Below are 15,104 nucleotides of genomic sequence, written 5' to 3'. Positions count from 1 at the left end.
CGGCCTGGAAATCGTGCAGCCATCCGGCATCAAGACGCTTACTTGCCTTTATTCTGCTGCTCTATAGAAGCTAAAATTCCGCGCAAAATGTTCAGCTCCTGGCTCTCAGGACGCGCACGAGTGAACAGACGGCGCAGCTTGTTCATCACCTGCCCCGGATGTCCTTCGCGGATAAACCCGGTCGACAGCAGCGTTTGTTCCAGATGACCGTAAAAACGCTCTAAATCATCGACCAGCGGATACTCAGCTTCTTCGTATCCTGCGGTCTTGTCGCTTTCCTGCGTTGCCAGCCAGGCCATGCGAACTTCATAAGAGATGACCTGCACCGCCATCGCCAGGTTGAGCGAGCTGTATTCCGGGTTCGCGGCAATGGCGACGTGATAATGGCACTTCTGCAGCTCTTCGTTGGTCAGGCCAACGCGTTCACGTCCAAACACCAGCGCCACCGGCGAGTTCGTTGCTTCAGAGACGCTTTTTAAACCGCATTCACGCGGATCCAGCATCGGCCACGGCAGCGTACGGGAGCGCGCGCTGGTACCCACCACCAGGCTGCACCCCGCCAGCGCTTCATCGAGAGTATCGACGATCTGCGCGCTGCCGATCACATCGCTGGCACCAGCCGCCAGGGCGATGGCCTGGGAGTCCGGTTTAACCAGTGGATTTACCAGCCACAGATTTGTTAAACCCATGGTTTTCATTGCGCGGGCCACAGAGCCCATGTTGCCAGTGTGAGAAGTTTCCACCAGCACGATTCGAATATTTTGCAGCATTGTATTTCTTCGGCTAAAGATTATTCGGACATATTATCATAAAACGAAGACATATTCCGAACTCGCTGCTATACTCTGCGCCGTTTTCCCGTTCTTTAACATCCAGTGAGAGAGACCGATGCATCCGATGCTGACCATCGCCGTGCGCGCAGCGCGCAAGGCGGGTAATGTAATTGCCAAACACTACGAAACGCCAGACTCTGTAGAAACCAGCCAGAAAGGCAGCAATGATTTCGTGACTAACGTCGATAAAGCCGCCGAAGCGATTATTATCGAAACAATTCGCAAATCTTACCCACAGCACACCATCATCACCGAAGAAAGCGGTGAGCATGTTGGTGAAGATCAGGATGTTCAATGGGTTATCGATCCACTGGATGGCACTACCAACTTCGTAAAACGTCTGCCGCACTTCGCGGTTTCCATCGCAGTACGCATTAAAGGCCGTACTGAAGTCGCCGTTGTTTACGATCCAATGCGTAACGAACTGTTCACCGCAACCCGCGGCCAGGGCGCACAGCTGAACGGCTACCGTCTGCGTGGCAGCACCGCACGCGATCTGGACGGCACCATCATCGCCACCGGTTTCCCGTTCAAAGCGAAACAGCACGCCGCGTCTTACATGAAAATTCTTGGCAAGATGTTTACCGAGTGCGCTGACTTCCGCCGCACAGGTTCTGCTGCGCTGGATCTGGCTTACGTTGCCGCTGCACGTGTTGACGGTTACTTCGAAATCGGTCTGAAACCATGGGATTTCGCCGCAGGTGAGCTGATTGCTCGTGAAGCAGGCGCACTGGTTTGCGACTTCACCGGCGGTCATAACTACATGGCGACTGGCAACATCGTTGCAGGTAATCCGCGCGTAGTGAAAGCCATGCTGGCTAACATGCGTGACGAACTGAGCGACGCGCTGAAGCGTTAATTCAGTACAGCCCGGTGGTGTCATGCTTACCGGGCTTACGTGTTGATACAGGCCGGATAAGGCGAAGCCGCCATCCGGCTTTGATTAAAACGGTCTAATCCCTCGCCCCACCGGCACCGCGCTCACCCACATCACTACCGCAGCAGCAATCAGCACCGCACCACCGGCTAATGCCAGCGTCGTCCAGCCAATCTGTCGCCACAGCACCGGCGCTTTATGTCCGCTAAGTCTCACCGCCAGCGAGCGGAAACTGTGTACCAGCAAAGCCAGTGACGTAATCGTCAAAGAGGTTCCGGCCGCCATCGCCAGCGCCGACGCCATGCCCCAGCTAAAAACGCCAACCACTTTGCTAAACAGTAAAACCATAATTGCCCCGGAGCATGGCCGCATTCCCATAGACAAAACGATCATCAGCCGGGCGCGCCAGTCATCACCGCTTTGCAGCTGTTCAGGATCAGGCAAATGCTGATGCCCACAGCCACAGCCCTCGTGATGCACATGGTGCGGCGTGAAGGCGATAAATTTCGGGCGACGCAGCAACTGGCGCAATTTCTTCAGCGCACGGACGCACAATAAAACGCCCAACACGCCAACCAGCGCATAACTCCCTTTCTCCAACCAGAAACTACTCATATGTAGCCGTCGTGCAGGCAACTGCAAAATGGTGAGCACCACAACCACCAGCCCGATGGCGACCAGTCCCTGTAATAAAGATGAGGCCAGCGTCAGGCCAATACTCGATCTCAGCTTCGAGGGATGCGTTGCCAGCCAGGTGGTAATGACGACTTTTCCATGTCCTGGTCCCAACGCATGCAGCACGCCATAGAGAAAACTAAACAGCAGCAGCGATCCCCCGGCCTGGGCCGGATTGGCGGCAACGGCTTTCAGCAAACCGCTCATCTGCTGGTTAACGTCGCGCTGCCAGACGACACTTTTCATCATCACCTGCGGCCAGGCCTGCCATAGCCACAGTATGCCGACTGCAGCCAGCAGTAAAAACACCGCCAGCGGCCATAGCGTGAGCCAGCGGCGTCTGGCGGCGCGTTGTTGATAAACTACGGACATTGCAGCGTCACCGTCTGTGCAAACTGTTTACCCAATTCCATATCCTCCGGCGGTGCGTCTTCTTTATCCAGCGACTGCGCAAAGCTCAGCATTTGTTCATTCGGCGTCGGCGTATGTACTGAAATACGGCATTGCTGACTTATGGCCTGCGCCAGCCTGGCATCGCTGTCTTTGTCATAGCTCATATCAACGTAGTAGGTGGGGTCGAAGGTTGAAATAGTATATTTTTGACCGCTCAGCGGCTGAGCTTCCGCCAGCGGCAACACGAACGTCAGCACTGCCTGATGTTCTTCACGCTCCATGCCATATTCCGTCGGCCTGTTTTTAAACTTTACCTTTTTCCCGTCGTGCCACACTTCGGTGAAATAGTGCTGCCCGAGGACGTTGGCCATCACTTCTGCCGCCAGTTTTTTCCAGATCTCATCACCAGGTTTGGCATTTCCCGCATCGTAAAGCAGATCTGCCGAGGTGATTTCATCCATCGTCCAGCGCATTTTTAGCGCGACGAACTGGTCATTCTCGCTCACTATCTCGGTTTTCAAATGGATAAAGCTGTGGGGATGCGCACCTGCGCCAAAGGACAGGATCGCGAGAAACAACGTCATAATGATACGTTTAACGCCTTGCATGAGTTCTCCACGAGAAAAATCTACACCGCCACAAATAATGATGCCGTGTTTGGCGAAAGTGTGCTGAGGATACCATTGAACGAAAAAATGTTGAGCCCCCTTTTCCGGTATCGATTCAGTTCTCAATTTCAACAATTTCTTCTTCAGCAACATCCTCTCAAATACCTTTTCGTCGCCACAACTTAAGTAAAATGATAACAATTTGTTAATTTATGGTTTCATTTTAATGTTTTATTAACACTGAGTTTAAATTCCTGAGTGTATTTCCGTTCAAATTTAACCAATATTTAACCATTTATTTTCCATAAAATTACAATAATGGGCATAGATCACATTCACCAAACTTGTAATTCATTCCCTCTTCCATTCGTTGTTAACTTCACGCCGTGACATGTCCTGCCCCCTACGAAAGGTACAACTATGAAATTCAAACTCGCATTACTCAGTGCAACCCTGGTTTCTGCATGCATGTTGTCCGGCACGTCCTTTGCGGCGGAAAAATATGAAATTGCTGTGGTTGCCAAAGTCACCGGGATTCCGTGGTTTAACCGGATGGAAACCGGTGTTAATGAAGCAGCAAAAAAACTGGATGTGAATGCTTACCAGACCGGGCCTTCCACGCCGGATCCGGCACAGCAGGTCAAAGTGATTGAAGATCTGATCGCCAAAAACGTCAACGCCATCATCGTGGTACCGAATGACGCCAAGGTCCTTGAGCCAGTACTGAAAAAAGCGCGCGATAAAGGCATTGTCGTTCTGACGCACGAATCCCCGGATGAGCAAATTGGCCAATGGGATATCGAAACCATCGATAGTGAAAAATACGCGCAGGCCAACGTCGATGAGTTAGCAAAAAACATGGGCGGCAAAGGGGGTTACGCCATCTATGTCGGTTCACTGACGGTGCCGCTGCATAACGCGTGGGCGGATTATGCAATTAAGTACCAGAAAGAAAAATATCCGGAAATGTTTGAGGTCACTTCACGTCTGCCGGTCGCGGAAAGCATCGATAAATCCTACGCCACGACGCTGGACCTGATGAAAACCTATCCACAGATGAAGGGCATTATCGGTTTCGGCTCGCTGGGTCCAATCGGGGCGGGTCAGGCTGTGCAGAAAAAACGCGCCAAAGATAAAATCGCCGTTGTCGGGATTGCAATGCCAGCACAGGCTGCACCTTACCTGATGCGCGGTGATATCAAAAAAGCGCTGCTGTGGGATCCAAAAGACGCGGGCTACGCGCTGGTAACGGTTGCCGATCAGCTGTTGCAGGGCAAAGAAGTTAACGCCGACCTGAGTATCGATGGTTTAGGGAAAGCCGATATCGACACGGAGAAGAAAGTGATCCGCTTTAACAAGATCCTCGAAGTCACCAAAGACAACGCACAATCACTTGGTTTCTAAGGCTTTAGCCAACACCAGGGAACCTTAACGCCGGCCGTCTGGCCGGCGCTATCAACCAAACTAACACTCAGCGTCCATCCGGGCGCTCGCAGGGGTATTGTCCATGGCAGACACCACCGCATTTATCACTCTTGAGAATATCAGCAAACAATTCCCGGGCGTGCTGGCGCTGGATAACGTGAATCTGACGCTGAGAAAAGGCGAAGTTCACTGTCTGGCGGGTCAAAACGGCTGTGGTAAAAGTACCATTATTAAAGTGATCTCCGGAGTTTATCATCCGGAAAAAGGCGCGCAGATTTTACTCGATGGCAAATTGTTCCATCACCTGACGCCGCAGCTCTCTTCCCATTATGGCATTCAGGTTATTTATCAGGACCTGTCGTTGTTCCCTAACTTTAGCGTCGCGGAGAATATCGCGGTCAACCGCTATCTGCCCGGTGGCGATATCTGGGTACGTCGTGGCGCCATGAAGCAGCAGGCGCTGGCAGCCATGAAGCGCATCGGTGTGAACATCGATCCCGATAAAAAGGTTGAAAAACTCTCGATTGCCGACCGACAACTGGTCGCCATTTGCCGGGCGATTGCCGCCGATGCGCGTCTGGTGATTATGGACGAGCCCACCGCCTCACTAACCCGTCAGGAGGTTAATGGCCTGCTACGGGTCGTTAACGAACTAAAAGCTGCCGGAATTTGTGTAGTGTTTGTCAGCCACCGTCTGGATGAAGTGATGGAAGTGGCTGACCGCATCAGCGTGATGCGCGATGGCAAACTGGTGGGCACTTATCCTGCCAGCGAACTCGACAGCCACGAGCTGGCTTTCCTGATGACCGGACAACGCTTCCACTATAGCCCGCTGCCGGAAAGACCCGCTATTGAGCAAGAGCCCCTGCTGGAGCTGCGCAACCTCAGCCGCAGAGGCAAATACCAAAACATTAATCTGTCGCTGCACGGCGGCGAGATTGTCTCCATTGTGGGCCTGCTGGGCGCCGGACGCACCGAACTTTGTCTGAGCCTGTTTGGCATGACGCACCCAGAAAGCGGTGAGATTCGCATTAACGGCCAGCCGGTCACTCTTCGCAATAACCATGATGCCATCAAACATGGGATCGGCTACGTCTCAGAAGATCGCCTGACGCAGGGGCTGATCATGGAGCAGTCGATCTACGACAACACCATCGTCACGGTGTTTGATCAACTGCATACTGGCAGCGGCCTGCTCGATCATCGTAAAGCGCAAAAACTGGTCGCCGACTTGATCCGCGAGCTGAATATCAAAGTGTCCGATCCACACCTGCCGGTTAAAACCCTTTCCGGCGGTAATGCCCAGCGTATCGCCATTGCCAAATGGGTGGCGACTAATCCCCGCATCCTGATCCTCGACTCCCCTACCGTAGGCGTAGATATCGCCAACAAAGAGGGTATTTACCAGATAGCCCGCGATCTGGCGGAACAGGGTATGGCGGTGCTGATGATTTGCGATGAAATCCCGGAAGCGTATTACAACAGCCACCGCGTGCTGGTGATGCGTCGCGGCAGGCTGGTGGCGGAATTTAATCCTCATCAGTGCCGTGAAGAGGAGATTGCTGAAGTGGTCGAGGTAATCAATGAATAAGATGCATCTCTCCCGTTTAATCGGGCAACATGAATTTTGGCTGGGCCTGCTGGTTGTGGCCCTTGCCGTTGGGCTGAGCATCAGCACCGATGAGTTCTTGTCTTTGGGGAACCTGACGGATGTGGCTACCAGCTATGCGATTCTCGGCATCCTTGCCTGCGGGCTGTTTGTGGTACTGATTTCCGGCGGGATCGACATCTCATTTCCGGCGATGACCGCGATAGCCCAGTATGCGATGGCCAGTTGGGTTATTGGCCACGGCGGCAACTTCGCGCTGGCGTTAATCATCGCGATTGCGGTGGGTCTGCTGCTGGGACTTATTAATGGCTTCCTGGTCTACTGGCTGCGCGTTCCGGCCATCATCATTACCATCGCCACGTTGAACGTTTACTACGGTCTGCTGGTGTACGCCACCAAAGGCACCTGGCTGTACGGCTTTCCGGACTGGTTTATGAACGGCATCAATTGGTTCTCGTTCACCGCGGCGGATGGCTACGACTACGGCTTGACACTGCCTCTGCTGTGCCTGGCGGCTGTGATCATCTTTACCGCCGTGCTGATGAACTATACCCGTCTTGGCCGTCAGGTTTACGCCATGGGCGGTAATCGTGATGCGGCTTCGCGCCTGGGGCTGAATCTGCTGAAGCTGCATTTCTACGTGTATGGCTACATGGGTATTCTGGCAGGCGTTGCCGCCGTGGTTCAGGCGCAAATCACCCAGTCAGTTGCGCCCAATTCGCTGCTCGGCTTTGAGTTGACGGTGCTGGCGGCGGTCGTGCTCGGCGGAACCAGCATGAGCGGCGGACGCGGCACATTAACCGGAACACTGCTCGGCGTGGTTCTGCTGGCCTTCTTACAAAATGGCCTGACGCTGCTCAGCGTCTCCTCTTACTGGCACACCGTGTTCAGCGGCGCCATTATCCTGGTCAGCATTAGCGCCACGGCCTGGAACGAAAAACGCAAACTGGCAAGGGAGCTTTGAGATGAAAACAATCGCCAGATTTTTACCCGGTGATGCCATCATTCGTCTGCAATGCGTCATTATTGTGGTCGTCGCCCTGGTCTTCTCGGCCCTGCTCGGCAGCCGTTTTTTCAGCGTCGCTAACTTCCAGTCGATTGGCTCGCAGCTTCCGATTCTTGGCATGCTGGCCCTCGGGATGGGTATGACCATGCTGACCGGCGGCATAAACCTGTCGATAATTGCAGGAGCGAATGCCTGCTCGCTGGTAATGGCGGCGATTATCGTCACCCATCCGGATAACCCGCTGTTTCTGGTGCTGGCGCTGATGGCAGGCGCTGCCGTGGCGGTCGCAATCGGTACGCTCAACGGCGCGCTGATTGCCTGGGTCGGGGTTTCGCCGATTCTCGCCACGCTCGGCACGATGACGCTTATCTCCGGGCTGAATATTCTGCTTTCCAATGGGACGGTGATTTCCGGTTTCCCGACCGCCATTCAATATCTTGGTAACGCCACGATTGCCGGTATTCCGGTAGCGCTGCTGCTCTTTTTCCTGGTGGCAATCCTGCTGTGGGTACTGCTGGAGCACACCACGCTTGGGCGCAGTCTGTATCTCGTGGGTTCCAATGAACAGGCTACCCGCTACAGCGGCGTAAATACCGTCCGGGTACAAATTTCCGTGTACGTGATTTCTGCCCTGCTCGGGTGGGTCGCCGCCATTCTGATGATGGCGAAATTCAACTCGGCAAAAGCCGGATACGGTGAGTCCTACCTGCTGGTCACCATCCTTGCCTCCGTCCTCGGCGGCATCAACCCGGATGGCGGTTTCGGGCGCATTATCGGCCTGGTACTGGCGCTGATTGTGCTGCAAATGCTGGAAAGCGGCCTTAACTTGCTGGGGGTCAGCAGCTATCTGACGATGGCGCTGTGGGGCGCGGTGCTGATCCTCTTTATCGCATTACAGAATCGTAAAGCCTGATTTCAGGAGAAAAAATTATGGCAAGTTACTTTATTGGTGTGGATGTCGGAACCGGAAGCGCCCGTGCCGGCGTGTTTGATCTCAACGGCAGAATGGTCGGCCAGGCCAGTCGGGCTATCGAGATTTACCGCCCGCAGGCCGATTTTGTTGAGCAGTCTTCCGATAACATCTGGCAGGCGGTGTGTAACGCGGTTCGCGATGCGATTAACCAGTCAGATATCAACCCAATCCAGGTGAAAGGTCTGGGCTTTGACGCTACCTGCTCACTGGTGGTGCTGGATAAAGAAGGTAAACCGCTGACCATCAGCCCGTCCGGGCGCAGCGAACAGAACATCATTGTGTGGATGGATCACCGCGCCATTACCCAGGCTGAACGCATTAACGCCCTGCATCATCGGGTGCTGGACTACGTTGGCGGCATTATCTCCCCGGAAATGCAAACGCCAAAGCTGCTGTGGCTGAAGCAGCATATGCCCAATACCTGGGCCAATGCGGGTTACTACTTTGATCTGCCCGATTTCCTGACCTGGCGCGCAACAGGCGATGACACACGCTCATTGTGTTCGACAGTGTGTAAATGGACCTATATGGGCCATGAAGACAAATGGGATGCCAGCTACTTCCGCCAGATTGGTCTGGAAGACTTGCTGGAACATGATGCTGCCAAAATTGGTCGCTACGTGAAAACCATGGGCGAACCGCTCGGTCACGGACTGTCCGCGCGCGCCGCCAGCGAAATGGGATTGATTCCGGGGACCGCGGTCAGCGTCTCGATAATCGATGCCCACGCCGGCACGCTCGGAACGCTCGGCGCAAGCGGAGTTTCCGGCGAGGTGGCGGATTTTGACCGTCGTGTCGCGCTAATTGGTGGCACCTCCACCGGACACATGGCGATTTCCAAAGAGCCGCGTTTTATCGGCGGCGTCTGGGGCCCTTACTACTCAGCCGTACTGCCGGAATACTGGCTCAATGAAGGCGGGCAGTCAGCAACCGGGGCGTTAATCGACCACGTTATTCAGTCGCACCCGTGTTACGAAACCCTGCTGACGCAGGCTAAGTCTCAGGGGCAAACCATTTATGAAGTGCTGAATGCGCTGCTGCGCAAAATGGCTGGTGAGCCGGAAGATATCGCCTTTTTGACCCGTGACATGCACATCCTGCCCTATTTCCACGGCAACCGCTCGCCGCGCGCTAACCCCACGCTAACGGGAGCAATCACCGGACTGAAGCTGTCCCGCACGCCGGAAGATATGGCGCTCCAGTACCTCGCAACCATCCAGGCCATTGCGCTGGGAACGCGCCATATCATTGAAACGATGAACCAAAGCGGCTACACCATCGATACAATCATGGCCAGCGGCGGCGGGACGAAAAACCCGATCTTCGTTCAGGAGCATGCCAACGCCACCGGTTGCGCCATGCTGCTGCCTGAAGAGAGCGAAGCCATGCTGCTGGGCGGCGCGATGATGGGGACTATCGCCGCAGGCGTGTTCGACACGTTCCCGGAAGCGATGTCGGCGATGAGCCGGATTGGTAAAACGGTCACCCCGCAGACCAATCGCATTAAGCAGTACTACGATCGCAAATATCGGGTATTCCACGAGATGTATCAGGATCATATGAAATACCGCCAACTGATGCAGGAGGACGCATGAGTAACTCCTGGTCTCAGGCCATCGGCGTATTTCAGCTCTATAGCGATGCCCTCGCAGGTCTGGGACAGCATCTGACTGAACCGGTCTGGCAGTCACTAATGGCGGAGCTGCGCGGTTGCCAGGGGAAAATCGTCGTCACTGGCGTCGGTACATCCGGTATTGCGGCGCGTAAAGTTGCGCACATGCTCGCCTGCGTGGAACGTCCGGCGATTTACCTCAACGCGACGGATGCGGCACATGGCGATCTCGGTTTTTTACGCGCCGACGATCTGGTCATTATGCTATCACGCGGGGGAAATTCGGATGAACTCACCCGACTGCTGCCCGGGCTGGCTGCGAGAAATGTGCCCATCCTGAGCGTGACTGAAAACGCCGACTCAGCCATTGCTAAAGCGTCGAGGCTGGTGATTTCCACCGGCGTCCAGCGTGAGGCCGACCCGTTGAACATGTTGGCCACCACCTCAATTTTACTGGTCCTGGCTATCTTTGACGCCGCCTGCGCCTGTCTGATGAGCGAAAGCGGTTACTCAAAAGAGACGCTATTGTCTGTACATCCCGGCGGTGATGTGGGATTAACGCTGAGCCGCGAGCAGTAACACCAGACCGCGCATTTCCACTCGTCTTCTCAACCCGTCACCCTCAGGCGGGTTTTTTTTATGTCTCAATAGAAGATAAAACAGTGAAAAAGCCAGTTAACGCGCTGCGTTCCACTCCTGCTATCTGTTCAGCACGTTAAAAATTCTGTGACGCTCTCCAGCATTCCTGGTGGAAAGCATTCCATTCTCCAAATCTATGAGCAAACTTTAGCTATTCTTATCAAACATACTTACGGGAGATCCTACAGATGATGTCAACGCTTGCTCCACCATCTGTACTTTCCGCTCCCCAGCGCCGTTGCCAGGTGCTGCTGACGCTTTTCCTGCCAGGGCAAATCGCTACAGCTCAAACCTTCAGTCGCCTAAATGGCGTTGATGATGCCACTGTTGAGGAAGATATTATTGGCGCAGGACTCGAAATCCAGCGCTATCACCGACTCGCGATTACCACCGCGCTGAATGGCGGCTATACGATCGAAGGGACCCCGCTAAATCAGCGCCTGTGTCTGTTGCAGTGGCTGCGCCGCGGTCTGCGGATCTGCCCGACTTTCATCGCCCAGCATTTCACACCCGCATTAAAAATGGCGCTGAAACAACAAGGTATCGCGCGTACGCTGTATGACGACACCAATCTGCATGCGCTCATTAATCTGTGCTCCCGGCGCTTGCAGAAGCCGTTTGAGTACCGTGACATCCAGTTCCTGCGCCTGTATTTACAGTATTGTCTGCTACAGCATCACGCGGGAGTCACCCCGGAATTTAATCCGCTCCAGCAACGCTGGGCGCAATCCTGCGCAGAGTATCCGCTCGCGGAGGAAATTGGCCGCCACTGGCAGCGCCACGTCATGCAGAGTGCGCCGCCGGGCGAATCGCTGTTTATGGCGTTGCTGTTCTCAATGCTCCGTATCCCCGACCCAGTGCGCGATAACCACCAGCAGGATCGTCGCCTGCGCCTTGCTATTGCACGGCTGGTGCTGCGTTTTCGCGAGTATGGCAATGTGCGCTTCAGCGATGAGCAAGGACTGAACGATCAGCTGTATATTCACCTTGCCCAGGCGCTTAACCGCAGCGTGTTTGCCATTGGCATTGATAACACGCTGCCGGAGGAGTTCAGCCGACTTTATCCCCGTCTGGTTCGTACTACCCGCGAGGCGATACATGGCTTCGAAGCGGAGTACGATGTGCAGTTTTCAGAAGAAGAGATTGGGCTGGTCGCCGTTATTTTCGGTGCCTGGCTGATGCAGGAGAAGGATTTGCACGAGAAGCAGATTATCCTGCTGACCGGCAACAATGAACAACTTGAAGCGCATATTGAGCAACAGCTGCGCGAACTGACGCTGCTGCCGCTCAACGTAAAACATATGCCGATGCAGGACTTTCAAAAACAGGGTACACCGCGCGGAGTCACGCTGATTATTACGCCGTATACCACGCCGCTGCCGCTGTTTTCTCCGCCGTTGATTCATGCGGATCTGGCACTTACGCCGCATCAGCAGCAGCAGATCCGCAAAATCCTCGAATCATAACGTTGCAGGCTGCGCCACCACCTTCGGGCGCAGAAAGATTGCCGGTAGCGCCACCAGCGCCATCACCCAGAATACGCCGTTGCCCAGATTCTGGTACAGGTAGCCTGCGAATACGGTCATGATGGCGATGCTGCCGCCCATCGCCACCGCAGAATACACCGCTTGCAGACGTATCACTTCGCTGCCCTGGCGCGTCGCGATATAGCGCATTGCCGCCAGGTGGCAGACGGTAAAGGTTCCGCAATGGAGGATTTGCACCACAATCAGCCACGGTAGCTCAGTGCTCCAGCCCATCAACCCCCAACGTGCCACGCCGCAAACAGCGGAAAGCAGCAGCAAATCGCGCGCGCTAAAGCGGCGGAACAGCTTGTGACTGAGCGCAAAAATAATCACTTCCGCCACCACGCCTAATGACCACAAATAGCCCACCGCCGAAGCGGAATATCCGGCAGACTGCCAGTAGATGGCGCTGAACCCGTAATAAGCGGCATGCGCACCTTGCAACAAACTCACACAGGCCAGAAAACGCCAGCTTTGGGTTATCAACGCACGCCAGGCGGGCCATCCCGCGCTCTCCTGCTGACGGTTTTCCCCCGCTGGCTGCACGCTCGGGCGGATCATCATCCCCAATAGCATCGACGCGATGCCAAGCGACAGCAGGACCAGGATCACCCGATAGTCAAACAGGCTCACCAGCTTGCCGGTCAGCGCGGAGCCAATCACAAAGGCAACGGATCCCCACAGCCTTACCCGACCGTAGTCCATGGTTATCTGTTTTTGCCAGGTGTTGGCCAGCGCGTCGGTCAACGGCACCAGCGGCGAGAAAAACAGGTTAAAGCCGACCATCACCACCATCAGCCACGCCACGTTGGTGCCCGCCCAGAAGGCCAGCGCAAACACCAGCGTCAACAGGGCCAGAATACGTAAAGCGGAGATCAGACGAGAGGGATCGCTTACGCGCGGCGCAATCAGCAAACTGCCGAGAAAACGGGCAATCAGCCCCGCGCCCAGCAGTAAACCGATGGTTTCCGGCGTCAGCCCCAGCCCTTCGAGCCAGACGCTCCAGAAAGGCAGAAAAATACCGTAGCTAAAGAAGTAGGTGAAATAACCGAGCGCCAGCCAGCGCGTGGAATGCAAAGCCATGGGTCCTCCCGTTTTAGAAGCCCTAGTCTAATGACACAAGCCGCATTCTGAAGAGTACTACTGTTCACATTTACCAGATAATTGTGACAAACATCACTTTTAACCAACACTGTTGGCTATCCGAATCCACAATCATTTACACCTGTACAATTTTACAGCAGAAGATGTAATGGGATGAGTAAACAGGAATGCAAGGAAGGGAAAAATTAGCTAAAAAACACGCAACTAAATATCAAGGGCTTAATATCATCACGAGTATAATACTTAGCAAAAACATTCGTTATTATAATATTTCACCCCTCACTAATTTAATATTATTTAATACAATGACAGTTAATTCGCTTATTTTTAATAAATATAATCTGAAAACATCACGCCTTAACTTGCTTATGCACGAATATCGAATACCATCGCCCCGCAATTAATTTTAACCTGTATGTTTTCATAAATTTAATTGTCAATAGGTTTATCGGATAAGAGGGAATTTAATGAACAAAATTACAAAATCTATAGCAGTTAGCCTGATAGCGCTTTCTGCGGGAAGCGCATGGGCGACAGATGGCACCATTGAATTTACGGGTGAAATTCTAACCAGCACCTGTGAGTTTTCTAATGGCGATGTCATCAACGTAGAACTGGGTCACTACGCCGCTGCTCAGTTTAAAAGCATTGGCGACCGTTCCCCGGCGATTCCGGTTGATATTCCGTTAAAAAATTGCCCAACCACCCCGTGGGAACACGTTGATGGTACAACGGACAACTCGTTCCAGGTGTGGCTGGAAACGCGTGCAGGCGGCACCGTGGCCAATCACGACGATCTGGTCGCCGTTAGCAGCCTGGATACCCCTGCAACCGGCGTGGGTATCCGTATCGACAGAGCCAGCGACGGCCAACAAATGTCGCTGAATAAGCTCACCACGCCGAAAGTTAGTTTTACCCCGGAAGCCGATGGCACCACTACCGTAGGGCTGCAAGCCTATTACGTCTCCACCGTTGATTCATCACTGATCACCCCTGGGGAAGCCAACGCCAGCGTGGATGTCACCATAGACTACCGCTAATTCCCGTACGTCGTCTCTTTTCTTCCAGCAAGGACGGAAAGAGACGTTTTCTGACGTCTGGTTAAGGATGACTGTGATGAAAAAACACACTATTCTCGTATTATCGATGCTGCTTGGCGGCTGGGTCAGCCAGTGCCTCGCGGGTGGAATTGTGCTAGAGAGAACTCGCGTCATCTACGATGCCGGGAAAAAAGAGGCCGCCCTGCCGGTGGCTAACCGTAGCGAAAACCTGCCCTATTTATTACAGTCGTGGGTCGATAATGCGCAAGGAACGGCGCGTGGTCCTTTTATTATTACGCCACCGCTATTTCGTCTGGATTCAGGCAGCGATTCATCACTACGAATAATTAAATCATCTGAAAACATCATTAATAACAAAGAATCACTTTTCTTTATTAACGTCCGCGCGATCCCGGCAAAAAGCCAGTCTGCCGACAGCGATAATAATATGCTGACCCTGGTATTTAAAACGCGTATCAAACTGTTCTATCGGCCAGCCAATTTAACGGGTAAACCTTACGATGCCTATAAATCTCTCGAATATAAATATAGCAATAATAAGTTAGACATCTATAACCCATCAGCTTATCACGTCGTCTTTGCCGGTATTGCGCTCGGGAAAACCGATCTCACCAGTAAAATCGACTATATCGCTCCCGGCGAGCATAAACAGATCGAGGTTCCCGCTTCTGCAGGGAAAACGGTGCAGTGGGCAGCCATTAACGACTACGGCGGGGCCACCAAAACGGAAACCCGAACGCTGCAATAGCCGTACCCCACGTTG

General features: G+C 53.7%; 14 protein-coding genes. 10 read left to right on the top strand and 4 right to left on the bottom strand.

Features of this window, described 5'->3' with window-relative positions; genetic code table 11:
• Positions 1-38: 38 nt before the first annotated feature.
• Entirely contained in the window at positions 39-770 is a 732-nt protein-coding gene (gene trmJ / locus HVZ39_RS07070) for a tRNA (cytosine(32)/uridine(32)-2'-O)-methyltransferase TrmJ (protein WP_181633402.1), read from the bottom strand.
• 118 nt (positions 771-888) lie between these two features.
• Here trmJ and suhB point away from each other — a divergent pair, with 118 nt between their 5' ends.
• Positions 889-1,692 carry an inositol-1-monophosphatase gene (gene suhB, locus HVZ39_RS07065; protein WP_046275219.1) on the top strand — a complete coding sequence of 268 codons (804 nt, stop codon included), beginning with the start codon at positions 889-891 and terminating at the stop codon, positions 1,690-1,692.
• An 84-nt stretch (positions 1,693-1,776) separates the two neighbouring features.
• On the opposite strand, the gene HVZ39_RS07060 is transcribed toward suhB, so the two are convergent.
• Together HVZ39_RS07060 and HVZ39_RS07055 are read right to left on the bottom strand one after the other, a co-directional pair.
• Positions 1,777-2,757, bottom strand: coding sequence for a nickel/cobalt transporter (locus HVZ39_RS07060; RefSeq protein WP_094168724.1), 981 nt, complete (start codon positions 2,755-2,757; stop codon positions 1,777-1,779).
• A complete protein-coding gene (locus HVZ39_RS07055) occupies positions 2,748-3,386 on the bottom strand; it encodes a DUF1007 family protein (protein WP_016157142.1) in 639 nt (212 codons plus the stop codon). The genes HVZ39_RS07060 and HVZ39_RS07055 overlap by 10 nt, the downstream gene beginning before the upstream one ends.
• A 420-nt stretch (positions 3,387-3,806) precedes the next feature.
• Between HVZ39_RS07055 and HVZ39_RS07050 the strand changes: the two genes are divergently transcribed.
• From HVZ39_RS07050 to csiE, 7 genes are all read left to right on the top strand, one after another.
• The gene (locus tag HVZ39_RS07050; protein WP_003037665.1) at positions 3,807-4,790 is read left to right on the top strand and encodes an autoinducer 2 ABC transporter substrate-binding protein; all 984 of its coding nucleotides are present in this window, start codon (positions 3,807-3,809) and stop codon (positions 4,788-4,790) included.
• A 103-nt stretch (positions 4,791-4,893) separates the two neighbouring features.
• Positions 4,894-6,402, top strand: a complete 1,509-nt coding sequence (locus HVZ39_RS07045; protein WP_016154014.1) for a sugar ABC transporter ATP-binding protein — start codon at positions 4,894-4,896, stop codon at positions 6,400-6,402.
• The gene (locus HVZ39_RS07040; RefSeq protein WP_008785467.1) at positions 6,395-7,384 is read left to right on the top strand and encodes an ABC transporter permease; all 990 of its coding nucleotides are present in this window, start codon (positions 6,395-6,397) and stop codon (positions 7,382-7,384) included. The genes HVZ39_RS07045 and HVZ39_RS07040 overlap by 8 nt, the downstream gene beginning before the upstream one ends.
• 1 nt (position 7,385) lies before the next feature.
• Complete coding sequence (locus HVZ39_RS07035; RefSeq protein WP_047416445.1) at positions 7,386-8,339, top strand: ABC transporter permease; 954 nt, start codon at positions 7,386-7,388, stop codon at positions 8,337-8,339.
• 17 nt (positions 8,340-8,356) lie between these two features.
• Positions 8,357-9,994 (top strand): FGGY-family carbohydrate kinase, encoded by a 1,638-nt coding sequence (locus tag HVZ39_RS07030; protein WP_003847100.1) that lies wholly within the window; start codon positions 8,357-8,359, stop codon positions 9,992-9,994.
• Positions 9,991-10,590: an SIS domain-containing protein gene (locus HVZ39_RS07025; RefSeq protein WP_047416447.1), complete on the top strand. Its 600-nt coding sequence runs from the start codon at positions 9,991-9,993 to the stop codon at positions 10,588-10,590. The genes HVZ39_RS07030 and HVZ39_RS07025 overlap by 4 nt, the downstream gene beginning before the upstream one ends.
• A 248-nt stretch (positions 10,591-10,838) precedes the next feature.
• Positions 10,839-12,116: a stationary phase inducible protein CsiE gene (gene csiE, locus HVZ39_RS07020; RefSeq protein ID WP_131379778.1), complete on the top strand. Its 1,278-nt coding sequence runs from the start codon at positions 10,839-10,841 to the stop codon at positions 12,114-12,116.
• On the opposite strand, the gene HVZ39_RS07015 is transcribed toward csiE, so the two are convergent.
• Complete coding sequence (locus HVZ39_RS07015; protein WP_181633401.1) at positions 12,111-13,259, bottom strand: 3-phenylpropionate MFS transporter; 1,149 nt, start codon at positions 13,257-13,259, stop codon at positions 12,111-12,113. The genes csiE and HVZ39_RS07015 overlap by 6 nt on opposite strands.
• Positions 13,260-13,747: 488 nt before the next feature.
• Between HVZ39_RS07015 and HVZ39_RS07010 the strand changes: the two genes are divergently transcribed.
• Together HVZ39_RS07010 and HVZ39_RS07005 are read left to right on the top strand one after the other, a co-directional pair.
• Entirely contained in the window at positions 13,748-14,320 is a 573-nt protein-coding gene (locus tag HVZ39_RS07010; RefSeq protein WP_181633400.1) for a fimbrial protein, read from the top strand.
• Between the two features lie 76 nt (positions 14,321-14,396).
• Positions 14,397-15,089: a molecular chaperone gene (locus tag HVZ39_RS07005; RefSeq protein ID WP_016154019.1), complete on the top strand. Its 693-nt coding sequence runs from the start codon at positions 14,397-14,399 to the stop codon at positions 15,087-15,089.
• Positions 15,090-15,104: the final 15 nt, after the last annotated feature.

Origin of the sequence: Citrobacter sp. RHB35-C21, assembly GCF_013816515.1 — a bacterium.
GTDB lineage: Bacteria > Pseudomonadota > Gammaproteobacteria > Enterobacterales > Enterobacteriaceae > Citrobacter > Citrobacter braakii.
The sequence above is the reverse complement of the archived record's forward strand: the minus strand, read 5'-3'. Positions and strand labels throughout refer to the sequence as shown.

Coding starts and splice junctions, on each gene's coding strand:
- trmJ (WP_181633402.1), bottom strand. CDS start 770: ATGCTGCAAAATATTCGAATCGTGCTGGTGGAAACTTCTCACACTGGC.
- suhB (WP_046275219.1), top strand. CDS start 889: ATGCATCCGATGCTGACCATCGCCGTGCGCGCAGCGCGCAAGGCGGGT.
- HVZ39_RS07060 (WP_094168724.1), bottom strand. CDS start 2,757: ATGTCCGTAGTTTATCAACAACGCGCCGCCAGACGCCGCTGGCTCACG.
- HVZ39_RS07055 (WP_016157142.1), bottom strand. CDS start 3,386: ATGCAAGGCGTTAAACGTATCATTATGACGTTGTTTCTCGCGATCCTG.
- HVZ39_RS07050 (WP_003037665.1), top strand. CDS start 3,807: ATGAAATTCAAACTCGCATTACTCAGTGCAACCCTGGTTTCTGCATGC.
- HVZ39_RS07045 (WP_016154014.1), top strand. CDS start 4,894: ATGGCAGACACCACCGCATTTATCACTCTTGAGAATATCAGCAAACAA.
- HVZ39_RS07040 (WP_008785467.1), top strand. CDS start 6,395: ATGAATAAGATGCATCTCTCCCGTTTAATCGGGCAACATGAATTTTGG.
- HVZ39_RS07035 (WP_047416445.1), top strand. CDS start 7,386: ATGAAAACAATCGCCAGATTTTTACCCGGTGATGCCATCATTCGTCTG.
- HVZ39_RS07030 (WP_003847100.1), top strand. CDS start 8,357: ATGGCAAGTTACTTTATTGGTGTGGATGTCGGAACCGGAAGCGCCCGT.
- HVZ39_RS07025 (WP_047416447.1), top strand. CDS start 9,991: ATGAGTAACTCCTGGTCTCAGGCCATCGGCGTATTTCAGCTCTATAGC.
- csiE (WP_131379778.1), top strand. CDS start 10,839: ATGATGTCAACGCTTGCTCCACCATCTGTACTTTCCGCTCCCCAGCGC.
- HVZ39_RS07015 (WP_181633401.1), bottom strand. CDS start 13,259: ATGGCTTTGCATTCCACGCGCTGGCTGGCGCTCGGTTATTTCACCTAC.
- HVZ39_RS07010 (WP_181633400.1), top strand. CDS start 13,748: ATGAACAAAATTACAAAATCTATAGCAGTTAGCCTGATAGCGCTTTCT.
- HVZ39_RS07005 (WP_016154019.1), top strand. CDS start 14,397: ATGAAAAAACACACTATTCTCGTATTATCGATGCTGCTTGGCGGCTGG.